This is a genomic window from Endozoicomonas sp. ALB032 (assembly GCF_049310125.1).
In the GTDB taxonomy this organism is placed as follows: domain Bacteria; phylum Pseudomonadota; class Gammaproteobacteria; order Pseudomonadales; family Endozoicomonadaceae; genus Endozoicomonas_A.
On the sequence record NZ_JBLYNW010000001.1, the window covers coordinates 6,478,023 to 6,497,367 of the forward strand.

Annotated in this window: 3 protein-coding genes; all 3 read left to right on the forward strand. The window is 48.0% G+C overall.

Annotated elements, in window-relative coordinates:
* Positions 1–69: 69 nt before the first annotated feature.
* The 3 genes from ACO6VG_RS23995 (at position 70) to ACO6VG_RS24005 (ending at position 19,242) form a co-directional block, all read left to right on the forward strand.
* A complete protein-coding gene (locus ACO6VG_RS23995; RefSeq protein WP_422475977.1) occupies positions 70–6,708 on the forward strand; it encodes a hypothetical protein in 6,639 nt (2,212 codons plus the stop codon).
* A gap of 262 nt (positions 6,709–6,970) precedes the next feature.
* Positions 6,971–12,730, forward strand: a complete 5,760-nt coding sequence (locus ACO6VG_RS24000) for a hypothetical protein (RefSeq protein WP_422475979.1) — start codon at positions 6,971–6,973, stop codon at positions 12,728–12,730.
* An 86-nt stretch (positions 12,731–12,816) separates the two neighbouring features.
* Positions 12,817–19,242 (forward strand): hypothetical protein, encoded by a 6,426-nt coding sequence (locus ACO6VG_RS24005; RefSeq protein ID WP_422475981.1) that lies wholly within the window; start codon positions 12,817–12,819, stop codon positions 19,240–19,242.
* Positions 19,243–19,345 lie beyond the last annotated feature (103 nt).

The following is a 19,345-nucleotide window of genomic DNA, read 5'->3' on the forward strand; positions in this document are numbered from 1 at the left end:
GCTGCTTCCTCGTCTGGCGTGGCCATCACTTTTCAGGGTATTAAAAGTACTCAGCTCCGAGGTAGTAGAATGACAAATGCTCGTCCCAATACATTAAGCCTTGCTGTAGTTGTTGCAATCAGCTCCTCCATCATTGCTACACAGACTCTGGCGGATCGCAGGCTGCAGACAAAGTCTTTCGATATTCAGGGCAATGAGCATGTGGAGTTTACCCATGGTGAGGTCATGGTTCAGCCAACTTTAGGTGATGACCTGCAGCCAGTACCGAAATCTTTTACCACCACCTACCCTGACCGGACTGAAATCAGGGCCGAGCATGAGGTTCCTTCGAAAGGCTTTACAGACATTCTTTCTGGCATCGAGGGTGGCGTCTCCAGTGTTGATCTGTTTGAAACCGACGACAGTGACATTGCCCGGAAGTACACCAAAGTCCTGAAAGTCGGTAATGAAGGGATCTTCAGGTTCACCCATAACCTTGCAGAAAAAAAACTGGTCATTGAAGTCAGAGACGGAATGACCGATCTGGACTCCATTGAGGCTATTCGAAATCAATCTGGTGACATCCAGCCATTAGATCCGTTAACAAAGATCGCCAGTCCCGAACAACTGGCAGGATTGCTAAAGGGTGCCAATGAAAGAGCAGGAAACCTTGGTGAAGTTGATAACTATGTTGCTCTGGCCACCGTTGCAGTAGACGAAGTTGAAGTGAATGGGCGCACCTTCATGCGTCTTGTCGCTGCCGGTGTTGAGCCTCCTGAGTTGCAGCGCCTTGGTCAATCGCTCTTTATCAATGATGAAGCGCTTCTGGCAGCAGCCACCTCTGCCTATACCCAGGTTCATATTCTCAAAGACGATTTACAGCAGGAAGCTCTGAATCATCTGTTGTCTTACCATAAACCCGTCGGCTATGTTGTTCACGTCGAAGATGAGACACAGGTTTATCCTGTGCCTGCGGGTTATCCAAAGCTGGAAGTGGATCAGGTTTCGGGGGAGATTATTGTTTTCCGTGGTCAGAAACAGAATCCCACCGATATCGCCTTTGTGGAAAGCCACTATGATCTCTGGAATAAATTTGAAGACCAGAGTACACAGATTAAAAAAGACAAGGTTAAAAGCTATCAGTACGTTATCAGAAGCAGGCAAATGATGCTGCTGGAGGAGTTGACTGCACAAAATGATGCTGAGCTGAACCAAGATACACTGTCGAAGCTTAGATACTATGAATCTCTTCAGCAGGCATTAACCAGTGCCACTCCAGATGAAACCGATGAATTTGAGTTCACAACGGGTTATATCAGAGACGCTTCGTCAGTCATCACGCCAACCTGGATGCAGTTTCAACTGATAAAAAACTTCAACTTCAAACCTGTACTTAAAAATCTTCTGATCCACCATAATTTTGTTCAGAATATTGAGAATTTTTTACTCCACAATGCGATGAAGGCTTTTGCTGTTGGCAAAGACACAGAGTTTGCCTCCAAAGTCATGGCCGACATTGCCGAACAGATGCTTGAGATGGTATGCACGCTGGAAAAGCTGAAAGCAAGAGAGGCCGAACTCGTCGAGACAGTGAAAACATCAGATCCCGGTGCCGATACCACAAAAGCACGCTACGCTCACGCGCCAGCAATACTTGGTATTGCTAAATGGGATGATACCCGGTCACTGGAAGAACAAGCCATAATCCTCAGAGAAAAAACTCATGAATTGCAACAATCCGTGACCGCAACAGGACTGTCTCGGGAAAAGGCTATAAAAGAAACACTGGCAACAATTGAAGGCCGGCTCGGGATTACTTCATACAATGAAATCAGTCTGGGTGGCCGCTATGAGTTGATTATGCAGCATCTCGGTCAACAGGCAGACCAGACCGATGAGGTCTTATGGGAAAAACTGGCTATCGTTGAAGGTCAGCTCGGTCTGGTTGCAAATAAAGAAGATACTCCGGAACACCGTCAAAAGACCATCCGGAAACACCTTTGGACGATGTTTGCCGGGGTCATTCTGCAAGAAAGATTTCAGCGTCAACATCAACAAAACCTCGAAGCACAGAAAAACTCCATTCTGAACTTTCAGCACCTCATCAATCAAATGCCAATGATTGACAAACAGGTTCGTGATGCCGTCGCAAAAGAAAGAGCCGCTTTCAATACCAGGCTCGCAGCAGAGCTGGTTATTGATGGCTGGGACGATACCCGGCCACTGGAAAAACAAGCCAGAATTATCAGAGAGAAGATTCTTGAAATGGACAAACCGGTTGCTGCAGAAGATGACTCAACAGTTGCCACAACAGGACAGTCACGGGAAAAAGCTATAAAAGCAAAACTGGCCGCCCTTGAAAGCATATTCGGTATTACTCTGAACAATGGCAAGGATCTGGATGCTTTCTATCAGCACACTCAACGACACCTGCAAAAAAAAGCAGAACCGAACAATGTAGTCATCCAGAATTTTCTGACTGACATTGAAAGTAAGCTCGGTCTGGTCTCAGATAACGCAAAGGACCCGGAAGTCCGTCGTCAGGCCATACAGCAACACCTGATTCAACAGCAAACCGAGATTGATAAACAACTTCTTCAGCAACAGAGCACCAGAACAGATGCTGACCTTCAACAAGAACACCTGCTCCAAAAACTGAAGACAATGAGTGAACAGAATGAACGCCTGCAACAACAACTTAGAACAATCACTGCTCAACATGAACTCCTGCTTCAGAGAGTTCAGACAACGATTAATCAACAGGATACAGAGGACTCTTACAACAGGGCCAAAAAAGAGCTTCTGGCAACAATGCTCGATATTGAGCTGAGTGATGACACCTCACCAGAAATCCTCAGCGACCTGGAATTTGAATTACATATCAAGCTCCTCAAGCTTGCAGAGCTGGAAAAAGAAATCCATCACATCAAAACATCAGGCCACTCCGGCGCCGAGCCTGAAGTCATTGAGAAACTGACTGCCGTAGAAAAAGCCCTGAAGATGGATGAACTCAGTAGCGAGGAAGATCTGTATTACCGTCGTAACGCCATTTCTGAGGAGATTCAGGCATACATCACAAACGCGAGACAGGAGGCAGAGAGAGAAGCCCTGAAAATACTGGAAACGGTAGAAAAAATATTCAAAATCGAGGTCAACAAAGATCTTCACAAAGCAACAAGGTATGGGAATGTTTATGCAAAACTGAAGGACGGAGATTTCTCAGAATCCATGCTGGATGAGATGGAAAATACCCTCTGGAAAGAAAACGTCTCGCCTGCAGGCAAAAAAAGTGCAACCAGAATCTTGAAACTTATGGAGCGTCTTGCCATTCATATCCACACCCCGGATTTGGATGCCCGTATCTCAGGCCAACAGAGGAAGATGCTTGAAGCTGTAGAGCAGGAGCTGAACATCTACACGAGTGAAAACCCTTCTGCCAGAGAAAGACTCAAGAATTATATTGCCGCAAGAGCCAGGGATCTAAAAGTTGAATTTGAAAAAGGTGTCAGCCTCAATGACCAGAAGAATGCACTAAGAGACAAAATTCAGGCATTAAGAGTAAATGTAGGCGACTTCCTTGACAGTGAAGATTTCACAGTGGCTACAAACAATGAAATGGCTCATCAACTTAATATTGGTGAATATAAGGTTACTGTTTCTTTGGATGAGCAGAAAAACCTGATTAAAGAAAAACTCCGGGAGATAGATGAAGGATTCTGCATAGCAGGTCGGCCTACCATTTATGAGCGTATCACAGTCATTGAGAGTGAGCTTGACAGGCAAATGGCCCGGCTGGGGCCTAAACCCCGATATGTTCTTGATCGCGAGCTAGCCAGGGCCAGGCAAACAATACAAAAAACTGAAAGTGAACTGGCAGCCGCTCGTTGCAGGCTGATGACTCTTCGTGGTAAACGGATATTTTTTGCGGGACACACTGCTGACATCCAGGATCTCTCGGATGAAGAGAACATGGCTCTCAATCAGGCAATGAAACAAGTTCAGATCGAGTTGGATCTGGCTGCTGGTGACGAACAGACCACCGAGGAGCAATTAAAGGACTTCAGGCATTTCCTGAGGGGATGCAGTAGAGAACGACGGGATGAAATCTTTAATGAGCTGAAGGCCAAAACAGGTCTGGTCATCCAGATAAAGGATGACTTCGGTTCAGTGGCAGATGCTGATGACTTTATTGGCATTGCAGCCTCTGTAGATTCTCTTGGTCAGGACGAAGACAATGAAGTATTGGGTGAACTGCTTTTAACCAGGAAAAAGTACCTTCAAATCGACAAATACGTGAATCAGGAACTCATAAAAAGCACTGAATTGGGGAATGCACTGATTAGAGAGTGGAGTGCAAAAGAGAAGCTGGATCGTAAAGAAAAGGAGATGATTGATGCTGGCGACATCGATCAGACAGCTAAAACCCTGTATATGAACGAAATGGACAGGCTGGGCTTAATATTGAAGCAGGCAAATGATGCTGTATCAAAAGCACAAAAAGCTCTGGTGGATCATCAAGCGGCGCTTGACGCCGCTGAAGAGGCTGCGGGTCTCAAACCAGACGCCACTGACACCTTTGAACAGCGGATTTGCGCCCTGAGAATAAAAAAGATAGAACTGGGCGGGCATGATGGTAGTGGCGGCAAGATCAATCAACTGATCCAGGAATGGGCTGACCTGAGAAGTGAGATTGAAGCCAGGAAAACAGACATTGGGAGCATGAAGAAAGTCCTGAAGGCAGCAGAAGAAGCCGTCGAAAATAATGGCGGCCCCTTCCAGCTCACGCCGAGACAGGCAAAAGTTCTGACCGATATGGACACCTTCATACGGCAGCACCCTCTCAGGCAACAGGCTCTGGATGCCGCAGTGGGCCTGGCAGAATCGGCAGTCAAAAACGGTAAACCAATACCCTGCCTTGCGACTTTCGATTTTAACGATGAATTTGCAACGATTCGCCTGCAGGCGGTCGGAGACGATCTGACGTTTTATCAGGCCAGTCAGATGGTGGAAGTCTTCAAAAGCCTGAAGACGAACATCCCGCCCTCCCCTGTCGAGTCCGCAGAAGATCAGCCTCAGAATGTCATTGAACAAGTCCAGGCTCTGGCAGGCAGGGCCCGGAATGAGATGGCAACCGGGGCTCAACAATACGACGATGGAATACACGGCATGGGCAAAAAAGCCATTTACTTCGTCGAACATGAATCAGAGGATCTGAAAGGCTTCTCGGAATACTTTGCCAGCCATTCTGCCAGTGGCAACAAGATCATGGCCCTGCTGCGGGAAGGACTGATCAGCAAAATCGAGCTTGAGAACTACATGAAGGCCGTCAGAGGTGTCGACGGTTATCAGACAGTGGATGAATTTGGACACTTCCTTGGCTACAAACACGGCGTCCATATACTCAACTTCAAGGAGGTTGTCCGGATGTTGTCCGACAAGGCTGTTGAGGAATTCATGCAAAGTGCCTTTGACCCTGTAGCTGTCACAGCCACTGGCCCGACGGGTATGAAAGAATCTGTTGTCGGCATGAAAGAGTATGCAGCTGCGGTCATCGCCAACTACGTTCTTGATGATATTGCCTTTGACAATGGCCGCAGGACGGCAGCCTTCCTGAGCAATGTTCGGGATACCCTGACACCTTATGCCCAGGCTGCCGGAATATCTGAATCAGACCTGATCGAAACTGTTCATGGCACATTAATGCAGGCCCATGCCTCAGCGGTTGAACGACAGCTACCGGATTACTGGGTCAAGCCTTCGGCCTTTCTGGTACAGGCTGTCAACTGGTACTTCTCCAGCTACAAACCCCTGCTGGCTGCTCACACCACCTGGCAGGCTGCTGAGCTATCCCTCTCGAACATGTCATTCCTCTATCTTCTGGATCTGACCAACAGAGGTGATTACCTGCATCGGATGCTGACACCTTTCCAGCATTGGCTGGAATCTTATGGTGTTGATCCTGATCGAACCGGGCAATATGCCTATCACCATGAAATTGAACAAATCTCTGAGGTGGGCGGGCTGGCCATGCCATTGGGTAAAGCCGCTTCCTCCGTCATTATGCTGAAAACCGGCTCTATGCTGTTTGCCCGACAGTACAACGCCAACCCGCAGATGTATCGCAGCATTTCCCGTCTGGTGCCGGAGATACTGAAATCCATGGGTTCCGGACAGGGAGTTCAGATACCGCTGCTGCACAGGGTGACACCACAAAAAGTGAAAACACTGGCCTCGGCCACAGCCGGTCTCGTATTGGGTCCGATAGCCACTGTCGGAACATACGCCCATGGCCTTTTATCAGGATTCACCTATGCCCAAACCTTCGGGTTCGCGCTGGCGTCGAGCCTCACTTTCGACTTCTTTATGAACGACAACAAGATGCTCACTCAATGGCTGGCTGGACCGCTGGGCCGCAGTCTTGACAGGATTAATCGCTGGACAGGCGTGGGGGAAACGTCAGCTGAATATGTAAAGCGTACGGCTATTGCCAAGCCTCAACGCTTCAGTGAAACCGATACAGACTATGCAAAACGTGTTAAAGCAAACAACACTATGTATGGCTGGACACGACACGAAAATTACCTGCAGTTCCGCGAACGCCGGGATCGCACTATGAAACTGTATGAGAATGGCTGGGAGAAATACTTCAGGGAGAATGTGCCCAAATGGTCGTTCTCCCATGCAGAAAGTATTCCTTACTTCTACACTCTTGGAGCCTTCTACGAGTAGCAACGGGGCAATAAGAAAGTGCCGGTGAATTAATCACGCAACAAGCAACTACCATAAGAACCACACCGGTGACAAAACATCGGTGATGGTGCCGTCTGTGAGTTCTCCTTCTCAGCCCACAGACATTTCTCCGTTAAAGTAAAAAAGCCTTGAAGCCACTCGAATAAGTGATTACAGCCATAAGCGATTGGAAGTTGCCATCCCGTTTGGCGTAACAATCACTTTTTACAGTAATAAAAATACTCAGCTTCGAGGTAGTTGAATGAGAAATATCCGCCCCAATGCATTAAGCCTTGCCGTGGCCGTTGCCATCAGCTCTTCCATCATTGCTACAGACGCACTGGCCAATCGCAGGCTGCAGACAAAATCTGTTGATATTTCGGGCAATGAACAAGTGGAGTTTACCCAGAGCGAGGTCATCGTTAAGCCAACGTTGGATGATGACTCGCAGCCAATACCCAAATCCTTCACCACCACCTACCCTGATCAGACTGAAGTCAGATCGGGCTATGACATTCCTTCTGAAGGCTTCACAGACGTTCTTTCTGGCATCGAGGGTGGCGTTTCCAGTGTTGATCAGTTTGAGACAGACGAGAATAACGTTGCTCAGAAGTACACCAAAGTGCTGAAGGTGGGTAATGAGGGGATCTTCAGGTTCACCCATAACCTTGCAGAAGAGAAACTGCTTATCGAAGTCAGAGACAGTATGACCCATCAGGATTTAATTCGGGCTGTTCGCGCTCAATCAGGGGTCGCCTGGACATTGGAACCCTCTACTGAAATGGCCAGCCCCGATCATCTGGTGAGGGTACTGAAAGGTGCGCACGAAAGAGCAGGAAACCTGGGCGAAGCCGATAACTATGTTGCCCTTGCCACCCTTGAAGTAGACGAGGTTGAGGTGGACGGGCGCACCTTCATGCGCCTTGTCGCTGCGGGTGATCAGCCCCCTGAGCTGCAACGTCTGGGTCAGTCACTTTTTGTCAATGATGAGGTGCTTTTGGCAGCAGCCACCTCTGCCTATACCCAGGTGCATGTTCTTGGGAAAGAGATACAACAGGATGCCCTGGAAAATCTGCTGTCATACCATAAACCCGTCGGCTATGTTGTGCATGTCGAGGATGAGACTCGGGCTTATCCTGTCCCTGCTGGTTATCCAAAACTGGAAGTAACTGAGACTCCGGGGGAGATTATTGTCTTCCATGGTCAGAAACAGAACCCCACCGATATCGCCCTTGTGCAAAATCTCTATCGCTTTACCGATTATTTTAACAAGGACACTGCACAGGTTAAAAAAGACAAAGTCAAAAGCTACCGGTACATCATTCGAAGCAGGCAGATGACAACACTGGAGGATTTGGCCGCAAAGCACCATGCCGGACTCAACTTCGTTGAAGAAGTCGATGATGAGGTGGAGGAGCTTGCAGACTTTGAAGGGCTTCAGCAGGCATTGGCCAGTGCTACTTCAGATGGAGCAGATGAAGTTGAATTCACTTCACAACACGTCAAATTCACTTCGCCGTTGATCACGCCAACCTGGGTGCATATTCAACTGTTAAGACACTTCGGCTTCAAACCTGTACTTAGAAATTTTCTGGCTAACGGGCTATTTGTTCAGAATATTCATAATGATTTAATCTTTCTCGCCAGTTCGCATGATTTTTCTGATGATTCTCCTGACCTGGGCGAAGGCTTTACTGCCAGAGTCATTGGTGACTTTGTCGGGCAACTGCTTGAGATGGAAAGCGCGTTGAAGAAGCTCAGGACAATAGAGGCCTTGCTGGCAAAACAAAGTGAATTAACCGATCGCTTTTTGGCATCAGCCGCTCAAGGTATCGGGCAAAACTTGAGAATGGAGGAGTTAAATCAGCAACTTGTGGATGAGCTTGCGAAGATTCATGGCAGGGTAGATGCTCTGACAAACCGGATAGTGACGCTGCAACGGGAAGCCAATCAAATTCCATTGCTAAAAAAACAAGTTCATGATGCCAGAACAGATGCCACAAAATCTCGCAACGCTCAAACAGCAGCAGAGCTTGGTATTGAGGACTGGGATGATACCCAACCACTGGAAGAGCAAGCCAGGCTGATCAGCAGAAAAATTAATGAAATCTTCAGATTGGTAGCCGCAACAGCACAGTCACAAAAACAGGCTCTGGAGGAACATCTGGCGGCAATTGGCGCCAAGCTGATTATTGTTCCACTTAATGAAGACGACCTGGAGCCTCATCAGCAAGCCTTCCGGCAACAAATCACCAGCTCAGAGGCTAAAAAAGTAGCAGAAATAAAAAAACGCTTTACGACTATTGCCGCATATTTAAACATCAGGGATTTTGATAGCCATGCAGATATTGACGATCAGCAAGAACATCTGATTCAAACACTTATGAAAATGGGTGAGCAGCTCAATATGGAGGATTATTACACCGGGCTCAGACAAATTTCTCTGGCAGCAGTTCTGGGTATTGATCTGAATGAAGACAGAAGTCTGGAAGACCGCACCAACCTGGAGTTAATGGTACATGACAAGCTCTTCGAGCTTTCAAAGCTGGAAGACGAACTGGAAGACATCAGAACACCGGGCCACCCCAAAGTCATGCCTGAAGTATCCAGGACCCTTCTTGCCGTGGAAAGCGTTTTTGAGAAAGAAAACCTCCGTGAAGAGAACGATGTGTATTACCATCGTCAGGTCATTTCTGAAGCTATCCGGATATACATCAGAGAAGCCCGACAGCGGTCAGAGGAAGAGGCCCTGACCGTACTGAAATCTATGGAAGGGTTACTCAGCATCCACATCAATGAAGGTGATGACAAAGCAGCACGACTGGCAAGGGTTCTCTCGAGGCTTGATGGCGGTGATATCTCAAATCACGAGCTGGGTCAGATGGACAAGATCCTCGGGTGGGAAGGTAAAGGGCCAGATCTGATGGGAGATCTGGAGAAAGATCTGGAGCGGGGTCTGGTGCGGATGGATGTGGTACTCCACAGTATTCGTGATGGCCTTACCTTCAAAGTCGAAGAATCGGATCTGCAGGCCAGAGAACGACAGGCAGATTACCTTATCGCTCTGGAGGACAAGCTGGATATTGACCCTCATGAAAACCCTGCTGCTCAGGAAAGAGAAAAAACTTTCATAGCTAAACTGGCCAATGAACTGCGTGTAGGGTTTGAAGACGATGCCGACCTGTCTGACCAGAAGGATACCCTGAGAGAAAGACTTCAGGAATTAATGAAAGAAGTAGAGAAAACTTATAACAATAAAGGTGTTAAAAGGGTCAGTAACAATAAAATTGCTGATCAACTCAACATTAATGGCTACAGAAATGATGCCAGCATAAACGAACAAAAGAGCCTGATTAGAGAAAAGCTTCAACAGCTGAATGAAGAAGTTTTCAAAGTGGGTCAGCCTGACATCAATGAGCGTATTGCAGCCATTGAGAATGCTCTTGACAGGCAAATGGCTCGCCTGGGACCCAAACCCCGATACGTTCTTGATCGTGAGTTAGCGACAGCCAGGCGGGCAGTCGAAGAAGCTGGAAGTGAGCTGGAGGCTGCTAATCACAATCTGGATGCTATTCGTCGCAAACAGTTGGTACCTTTGGGTAGCCATACTGACTTCAAAGATACTTCAGAAAAAGACGATACGACGTTCAATCGGGCAATGAAACATTATCAGACCGAACTGGGTCTGTCTGCAGGTGAGGAGCAAACTAATAGAGAGCGAGCAGAGGACATTATAAATTTCCTGCTGGAATTCAGTGTCGAAATACGAGATCAAATCGTTGCGGAACTGAGAACCAAAACAAATCTGGACGTCCGGATATCTGGCGACCCCGCTTCGCTGGAAGCAGCTCATTACACTATTGCTATTAAAGACCATTCAGATACTTATGCCCGGGACGCAACTGATGAAGTCGATGCAGGATTGGGCAACAAGATCCAACAACTGATTCAGGAACAGGCCCGCCCGAAAGCTGGAATTGAAGCCTCCGGAGCAGATATTGAGAGACTGAAAAAAGTCCTGAAGGCTGCCGAAGAAGCTGTCAAAAATGATGCTGGTCCCTTCCAGTACACACCGAAACAGGCAAAGGTTCTGGACGCTATACACACATTCACTCAGCAGCACCTTCTGAAAAAACAAGCTCTGGGAGTCGCGATGAGTCTGGCAGAATCTGCAGTAGAAAGCGGTAAGACAATACCCTGCCTCAAGACTTTCGATTTTAATGATGAATTTGCACCAATTCGCTTACAGGCAATGGCCGGAGACGAACTGACGTTTACACAGGCCAGTCGGATTGTGGAAGTTTTCAAGAGTCTGAAGACGATCTTCCGGGATTATCCCTTCAAGCCTGCGGAGTATCATTTTCGGAATGCCATTGAAGAAGCTCAGATTCTGGTGCGAAGAGCCAGGAATGAAATAAAAACCGCGTCTCAACAATACGACAACGAAATTCGTGACATAGGCTCAACGGGCATTCACTTTATCGAGCATGTTCCCGGGGACCTGAAAAGCTTCCCGGAATACTTCGCTGCCCGTTCTGCCAGTGCTAACAAGATCATGGCTTTGCTGAGTGAAGGGCTGATCAGCAAGGTTGAACTTGAAAACTACATGAAGGCCGTCAGAGGTGTCGACGGTTATCAGACAGTGGCTGAATTTGAACACGTCCTTGGTTATAAACACGGCGTCAGGGTGCCTGAGTTCAGGAAGGTTGTCCAGATGCTGTCCGATGAGAGTACCGAGGCTTTCATGCAGAGTGTCTTTGCTCCAGTGACTCTAACGGCAACGGGTCCGGCGGCTATGAAAGAGTCGGTTGTCGGCATGAAGGAGTATGCAGCCGCAGTCATCGCCAATTACGTGCTTGATGATATTGCCTTTGATAATGGCCACAGGACAGCGGCTTTCCTGGACAATGTTCAGGATACCCTGACACCTTATGCCAATGCTGTCGGCCTGTCTGAATCAGACCTGATCAAGGCTATCCATGACACCTTGATGCAGGCTCATGCCACAGCGGTTGAGTGGCAGCTGAAGGAATACTGGGTCAAACCTTCAGCCTTCCTGGTACAGGCTGTCACCTGGTACTTCTCCAGCTACAAACCGCTACTGGCGACTCATACCGTCTCGCAGGCTAAGGCACTGTCCCTCTCAAACATGGCGTTCCTCTATCTGCTGGACCTGACCAACAGAGGGGATTATCTGCACAGAATGCTCACACCTTTCCAGCACTGGCTGGAACGCTACCGTATTGATCTTGACCGAACCGGACAATATGCCTACCACAGTGGCATTGAACAAATCTCTGAACTGGGCGGACTGGCCATGCCATTGGGTAAAGCAGCGTCCTCAGTCATTCTGTTGAAAACCGGCTCTGCGCTCTTTGCCAGACAGCACAACGCCAACCCCCACAAGTATCGCAGCATTGTCCGTCTGGTGCCCGAAATGATGAAGTCCATGGGTTCCGGACAAGGGGTTCAGGTACCGCTGCTGCACAGAATGACACCACAAAAAGTAAAAACTCTGGCTTCTGCCACTGTCGGACTTGTGCTGGGTCCGGTAGCCACTTTCGGAGCATACGCTAATAGCCTTATATCCGGATTCACCTATGCACAAACCTTCGGATTCGCACTGGCGTCAAGTCTCACTTTCGACTTTTTTATGAACGACAACAAGATGCTCACTCAATGGCTGGGTGGACCTCTGGGCCGAAGTCTTGACAAGATTAATCGCTGGACAGGCGCGGGGGAAACGGACGATGAGTATTTGCAACCTGACGCTATTGCTTCACCTCAGGGCTTCAGTGAGACCGATGAAGAATATGCAAGCCGTGTTAAAGCAAACAACACCCTGTATGGCTGGACTCGACACGAAAATTATCTGCAGTTCCGTGAACGCCGTGATCGCACCATGATGCTATTCGAGAATGGCTGGGAGAAATACTTCAGGGAAAATGTACCTAAATGGTCGTTCTCTCACGCAGAAAGTATTCCTTACTCTTACACCCTGGGTGCCTTCATGAGCAACTGACAGCCATGAGCGATTAGAAACCGTTTCTCCACTTGAGGTAAAAATCACTTTTCACGGTAAACAGTACTCAGCTCTGAGGTAGTAGAATGACAAAAGCTCGCCCCAATACGTTAAGCCTTGCTCTGACTTTTGCAATCAGTTCTTCCATCATTGCTCCACAGGCACTGGCCGATCGCAAGCTGCAGACAAAGTCCGTCGATATTATAAATAATGGACATGTGAAGTTTACCCACAGTGAGGTCATGGTTCGGCCAACCCTGGATCAGGACCAGCAGCCAATACCCAAATCCTATACAACCACCTATCGTGACAAGACTGATTACAGGGCAATCTATGCCTTTCCTTCTAAAGGCTTCACAGAAGTTCTTGCTGATGTTGATGGCTGCGTTTCCAGTGTTGATCTGTTTGAAACAGGCGAAAATGGCGTTGCTCAAAAATACACCAAAGTCCTGAAAGTGGGTAATGAGGCAGCCTTCAGGTTCACCCATAATCTTAAAGAAAAGAATCTGGTCATTGAAGTCAGAGGTGGAATGACCGATCAGTATTCAGTTGAGGCTGTTCGTTACCAATTAGTTAACAGCGAATTAGAACCGTTAACAAAAATCGCCAGCCCCGGACAACTGGCTAATTTGCTTAAAGCTGTCAATTATGTGGCAGGAAACCTCGGCGCAAATCATCACTATGTTCCCCTTGCCACCCTTCAAGTAGAAGAAGTTGAAGTGAATGGGCGTACTTTCATGCGTCTTCTCGCTGCTGGCGATCAGCCTCCTGACCGACAACGTCTGGGACAATCACTCTTTGTCAATGATGATGTTCTCCTGGCAGCAGCCGCATCTGCCTATATCCAGGTTCACGTGCTGGAAGAGGACTTACAACAAAAGGCCCTTAATGAACTTCTGGCACACAGCAAACCCGTCGGCTACGTTGTCAACGTCGAGGATGACACACAGGTTTATCCTGTGCCTGCGGGTTATCCAAAGCTGGAAGTGACAGAAGCTACGGGGGAGGTGATTGTTTTTCATGGTCAGAGGCTGAACCCCCATGATATCGCTTTTGTAGAAAACCTCTATGACCTCTGGAAAAAAGCTGAAGTTAATCCCCCCTCCCCCGGAGTGGTAACAAAGGTTAAAAAATATAAGGTCAAAAGCTACCAGTACGTCATTCGAAGCATGCAGATGACAGTGCTGGAGAGGTTTGTTGCGAGACATGGTGCTACCGCTAACAAAGAGCAACCGAAGACACTTGCAGACGAAGATCAACGGATGATACATGCACTTACATACTATGAATCTCTCCAGCAGGCATTAGCCAGTGCTACTCCCTATGGCATTTATGGAAACGATGAATTTGAGCTTACACTGGAACACATCAGAGTGGTTTTGACAGCCATCACACCGACCTGGCTGCAGATTCAACTCACAAAACATTTCAGCTTCAGACCCCAGCTGAGAGATCTCCTGACTAAACAGCGTTTTGTTCAGAGCATGCTGAACCTTATAACCGGTGTCTCCGAACCACTGACCGATATTTTTCGCGACGACCCGTTTGTTTCCAAAGTCCTGAGCGATATGGCCAGACAACTGATTGAGAGGGAACTCATGCTGGAAGATCATCTGGCAACAGAAGCCGAACTCGCCCGGGTTGTAAGCCTGCTAAGGCTGGTATCAGAAGAAGTCACTATCAGTGAAAGGGAGAAACAGAGAGCAATCTATCTCCATCGGCAACTTGAGAATAAGCTTTTACATTTTCATGCCGAGCAGGAAGAACTGGAAAACCTGCTTCGGAAACTTCAACACGAAGTCAGACGAATCCCGCACCTGGAACGACATGCCCGTGATGTCAGAGCAGAAGCCAACAAGGCTTACAAAGCTCAACTGGCAGAAAAACTTGGTATTGATAACTGGGATGATACCCGACCAGCAAAAGAACAAGCCAGACTCATCTCAATAAAACTGGATGAAATCAACCAGGTGATGGCCGCAACAGAACAGTTTGACGAAGAAGCAGCAAAAGTAAAACTGGCAGCGATGGAAGGCCCGCTCGATATCATTCCGATCAATGAAAACGATCTGAGTGCACGCTTTCAGTCCATTCAACATTGTATGCAACAAAATGCAGCAGCCACCAATGTCGAGGCCCGCCACAAGCTGGCTATCGTTGAAAGTCAGCTCGGTCTGGTGCGCGTCAGTGAAGCTAGACCGGAAGCTCGTCACCAGGCCATTCTGAAGCACCTTAATCAGCAGGGAACTCTATTCCGACAGCATCTTCAGAAGACCAGTACAGAGGCTGGAAAAAGAGCTGCAATGAAAGCCCATTATGCCGCCATTGCCGTACATTTAAATATTAAGGATTTTGATAGCAATGCAGATATTGCCGTTCAACAAAAACGCCTGGTTCGGAGAATTCAGTCACTGAACACTGAACTAGGGAAGATTAACAGACTGAATCTTCGGCAGGCAGACCTGCCTGACAGACTTGATAATCAGGACAATTCACCAGACGAACACCAGGAATATATCTTTCAGAGTATCCGGGCACTGCCTGCTCAAAGGGGCATAGAAGACATTGACGCCAAACTCATTGGAGATTATGTGACAGACTTTTATGACCCTATGGAAGAAGGCAGCACAATAGAACAACGCAACACACAGATAGAAGCAACACGTAACAGGTTATTCAGTCTCGCAGATTTGGAAACAGAACTGGAAGACATCAGAACACCAGGGCACCCCATAGCCATGCCTGAAGTGCTCAGGAAACTCACTGATCTGGAAAACGCCCTGGCGATGAATATTCAGGGTAGTGAGGACGATGTGTATTATCGTCGTGACGCTATTGCCAGGGAAATTCGGTCATACATTGAACAAGTCAGACAGCAGGTAGAAGAAGAGGCGCTGGACGTACTGGAAACCCTGGAAGAAATACTCAAGATCGATGCCATTGACGATGATGACAACCAGGAAAGACTCGGCAGGATTCTTACCAGACTTGAGGACGAAGATATCACCGAAAAAATGCTGGATGACATAGACTCCCCTTACTGGAAAAGAGACATTTCACCTGCTTACGAACAAAGAGAAACAAGACCCGGGAGGCTTCAGAGATGTCTTAACTTTTTTTTCGAAGATGCGTATGAACGAGCCATAAGACAACAGACTTCTATGCTAAAAACTATAGAGGACAAGCTAAACATCGACATTAGCGAAAACTCTGCCGCTCAAAAAAGAGGTCAGGTTTTCACTGTCAAACTGGCCAAAGATCTGGATATAGCATTTGACATGGATGTCAACCTGTCTGACCGAAAGGATACCCTGAGAACCAAAATTCAGGAATTAATCGCAAAATCAAACGCACTTTACGACGATGAAGCCGCCAGAAGAGTCTGGAACAATGAAATAGCTTTTCGACTCAACATTGAGGACTATAAAGATGATGCCACCCTCGAAGACCAGAACAGTCTGATTGAAACAAAACTCCAGCGGCTGGACGAAGAAGTTGTCAATGTCGGCCTGCCTGACGTCAATGAGCGTATCGCCGCCATTGATCATGAACTTGACAGGCAAATGGCTCGTCTGGGAGCTAAGCCACGATTCGTTCTTGATCGTGATGCAGCCAGGGCCAGACGGGCACTGAAAGAGGCTGAAAGTGAGCTGACAAATGTTCATCGCAAACTGAACAGGCTGCGTGGCAAACGCGTGGTATTTGCAGGGAGCCGTGCTGAGCTGCAACCTATCCCTGATGAAGACAACACGATTGTCAATCAGGCAATGAAAAAACTTCAGACCGACCTGGGTCTGACTGCAAATGACGCACAAGTTCCCGAAGAGCGGATGGAGGACGTCAAACATTACCTGCGGGAATACAGCGAAGAAAAACGAGATGAAATCCTTGAGCAACTGAAAACCCTGACCAATGCCAATATCCTGACAGATGGAGACGACCTCAGTTTACTGGCAGAAGCTGATTACTCTGCTGTCGTTGCAGACAATAAACATACTGGTAGCCTGGACAATAACGATGAACTGTATGAAGCATTGGGTGAACTGCCTTTAACCCGGGACAAGTACGCTCAGATTTTGCAATTTCTTCGTATTCACGACAGAGAAAGCATGAAGGTGAGCAATGCACGGCTTGACGAGAGGAATACACAACAGAGGCTGGACCTTAAAAAGGAGGAGCTTAACACCGATGAGTCCGCTGAAACCCTCCATAAGAACGAAATAGCCCTGCTGAATTTAGCCCTGGAGCAGAAAAGTAAAGCGTTATCAAAAGCAGAAGAAGACCTGATAGATTTTCATAAAGCGTTTCTTGACCCTTTAGAAAAAGCAGTGGGTCTTAAACCAGACCCCACTGACACCAGTGAACACCGGGTTAATGCCCTGAGAAGCAAACTGGTACAGCTGGGCGGACATGACGGTAACGGCGGCAAGATCCGGCAACTGACTCAGGAACAGGTCCGTCTGGAAGATGAGATTGAAGCCAGGAAAGCAGACATTGAGAGAATAAAGGAAGTCCTGAAGGCGGCAGAGAAAACCGTCGAAAATGATGGTAGCCCCTTCCAGTACTCGCCAAAGCAGGCAAAAGTTCTGAATTCTATCCACAGATTTTCGCAGCAGCATCCTCTCAAAAAACAAGCTCTGGAAGCCGCCATTGGCCTGACAAAAGCAGCAAAAGAAAACGGTAAGGCAACACCATCTCTTGCGACTTTCGATTTTGACAATGAATATGCACCGATTCGCTTGCAGGCACTGACCGGAGACAAACTGACGTTTATGCAGGCCAGCCGGATTGTGGAAGTTTTCAGGAGCCTGAAGACGACCTTTCCGGAATCCTCTCCCGAGCCTGAAGAAGGTCAACCCCTGAATGCCTTCGAAGAAGTCCGGATTCTGACGCACCAGGCATTGTCTGAGATAGAAAATGGGGCACAAGAATACGACGACGAAATTCGCGGCTTGGGCTTGGCAGGTATTCACTATGTCGAGCGGGACCTGAAAGACTTTTCGGAATACTTATCTGTCCATTCTGCCAGTGGTAACAAAATCATAGCTTTGCTGCGTGAGGGTCTGATCAGCAAGATTGAACTTGAGAACCACATTAAGGCTGTCAGAGGTGTTGAAGGTTATCAGACAGTGAATGAATTTGAACACTTCCTTGGCTACAAACACGGCGTCAACCTGCCTCGCTTCAGAGCCATTGTCCAGGTGCTCTCCGATGAAGGGGTTGATGAATTCATGCAGAGTGCCTTTACTCCTGTGACCGTGACTGCTTCTGATCCGGCGGGTATAAAAGAGTCTGTTGCTGGCATGAAAGACTACGCTGCTGCGGTCATCGCCAACTATGTTCTCGACGATATTGCCTTTGAAAACGGCCACAAAATGGCAGCCTTCCTGAGCAAAGTTCAGGATACCCTGACACCTTATGCTCATGCTGTCGGCCTGGCTGAATCAGACCTGGTCAAAGCTATCGATAGCACCTTGATGCAGGCCCATGCCGCAGCAGTTGAGCACCAACTGAATGATTACTGGGTCAAACCTTCAGCTTTTCTGGTACAGGCTGTCACCTGGTACTTCTCCAGCTACACCCCCCTGCTGGCGACCCACACCACCTGGCAGGCTGTCGAGCTATCCCTCTCGAACGTTTCATTTCTCTATCTTCTGGATCTGACCAACAGGGGTGATTGCCTGCACCGGATGCTCACACCTTTCCAGCACTGGCTGGAAGGCTATGGTATTGATCTTAACCGAACCAGCCAATACGCAAACCACATTGGCATTGAACGAGTCTCTGAAGTGGGCGGGCTGGCCATGCCATTGGGTAAAGCCGCTTCCTCAGTCATTCTGCTGAGAACCGGCTCCATGTTGTTTGCCAGACAGTACAACGCTAACCCGCATATGTATCACAGTATTCTCCGTCTGGTGCCCGAAATAGTGAAGTCCATGGCTTCCGGTCAAGGGGTTCAGGTAACACTGTTGCACCGGGTAACACCACAAAAAGTGAAAACGCTGACTTCTGCCACAGCTGCTCTCGCTCTGGGCCCGATTGCCACTGTTGGAGCATACGCCCAGGGTCTGGTATCCGGATTTAGCTATGCTCAAACCTTCGGCTTCGCTCTGGCGTCGAGTCTTACTTACGACTTCTTTATGAACGACAACAAGATGCTCACTCAATGGCTGGGTGGGCCTCTGGGCCGAACTCTTGACAAGATCAGTCGCTGGGCAGGCCTGGGTGAAACGGACGATGAATATGTGAAACGTGCGTCTGTTGCTACACCTCAACGCTTCAATGAAACCGACGCAGAGTATGCAGGCCGCGTTGAAGCAAGTGACATGATGCATGGCTGGACCCGGCACGAAAATTATCTGCAGTTCCGTGAACGCCGGGATCGCACCACGAAACTGTTTGAGAATGGCTGGGAAAAATACTTCAGGGAAAATGTGCCTAAATGGTCATTTTCCCACGCAGAAAGTATTCCATACTCCTACACTCTGAGTGCCTTCTGCGACTGGCGATGAGAAAGTTCATTTCCACCTGCAACCTCAGCAGACTACCTTAATTAAGTACTTAAAAGCTGATTCCTCTGTGTGTGTGACAATCACTTTTCACGTTAATAAAAGT

Coding starts and splice junctions, on each gene's coding strand:
- ACO6VG_RS23995 (WP_422475977.1), top strand. CDS start 70: ATGACAAATGCTCGTCCCAATACATTAAGCCTTGCTGTAGTTGTTGCA.
- ACO6VG_RS24000 (WP_422475979.1), top strand. CDS start 6,971: ATGAGAAATATCCGCCCCAATGCATTAAGCCTTGCCGTGGCCGTTGCC.
- ACO6VG_RS24005 (WP_422475981.1), top strand. CDS start 12,817: ATGACAAAAGCTCGCCCCAATACGTTAAGCCTTGCTCTGACTTTTGCA.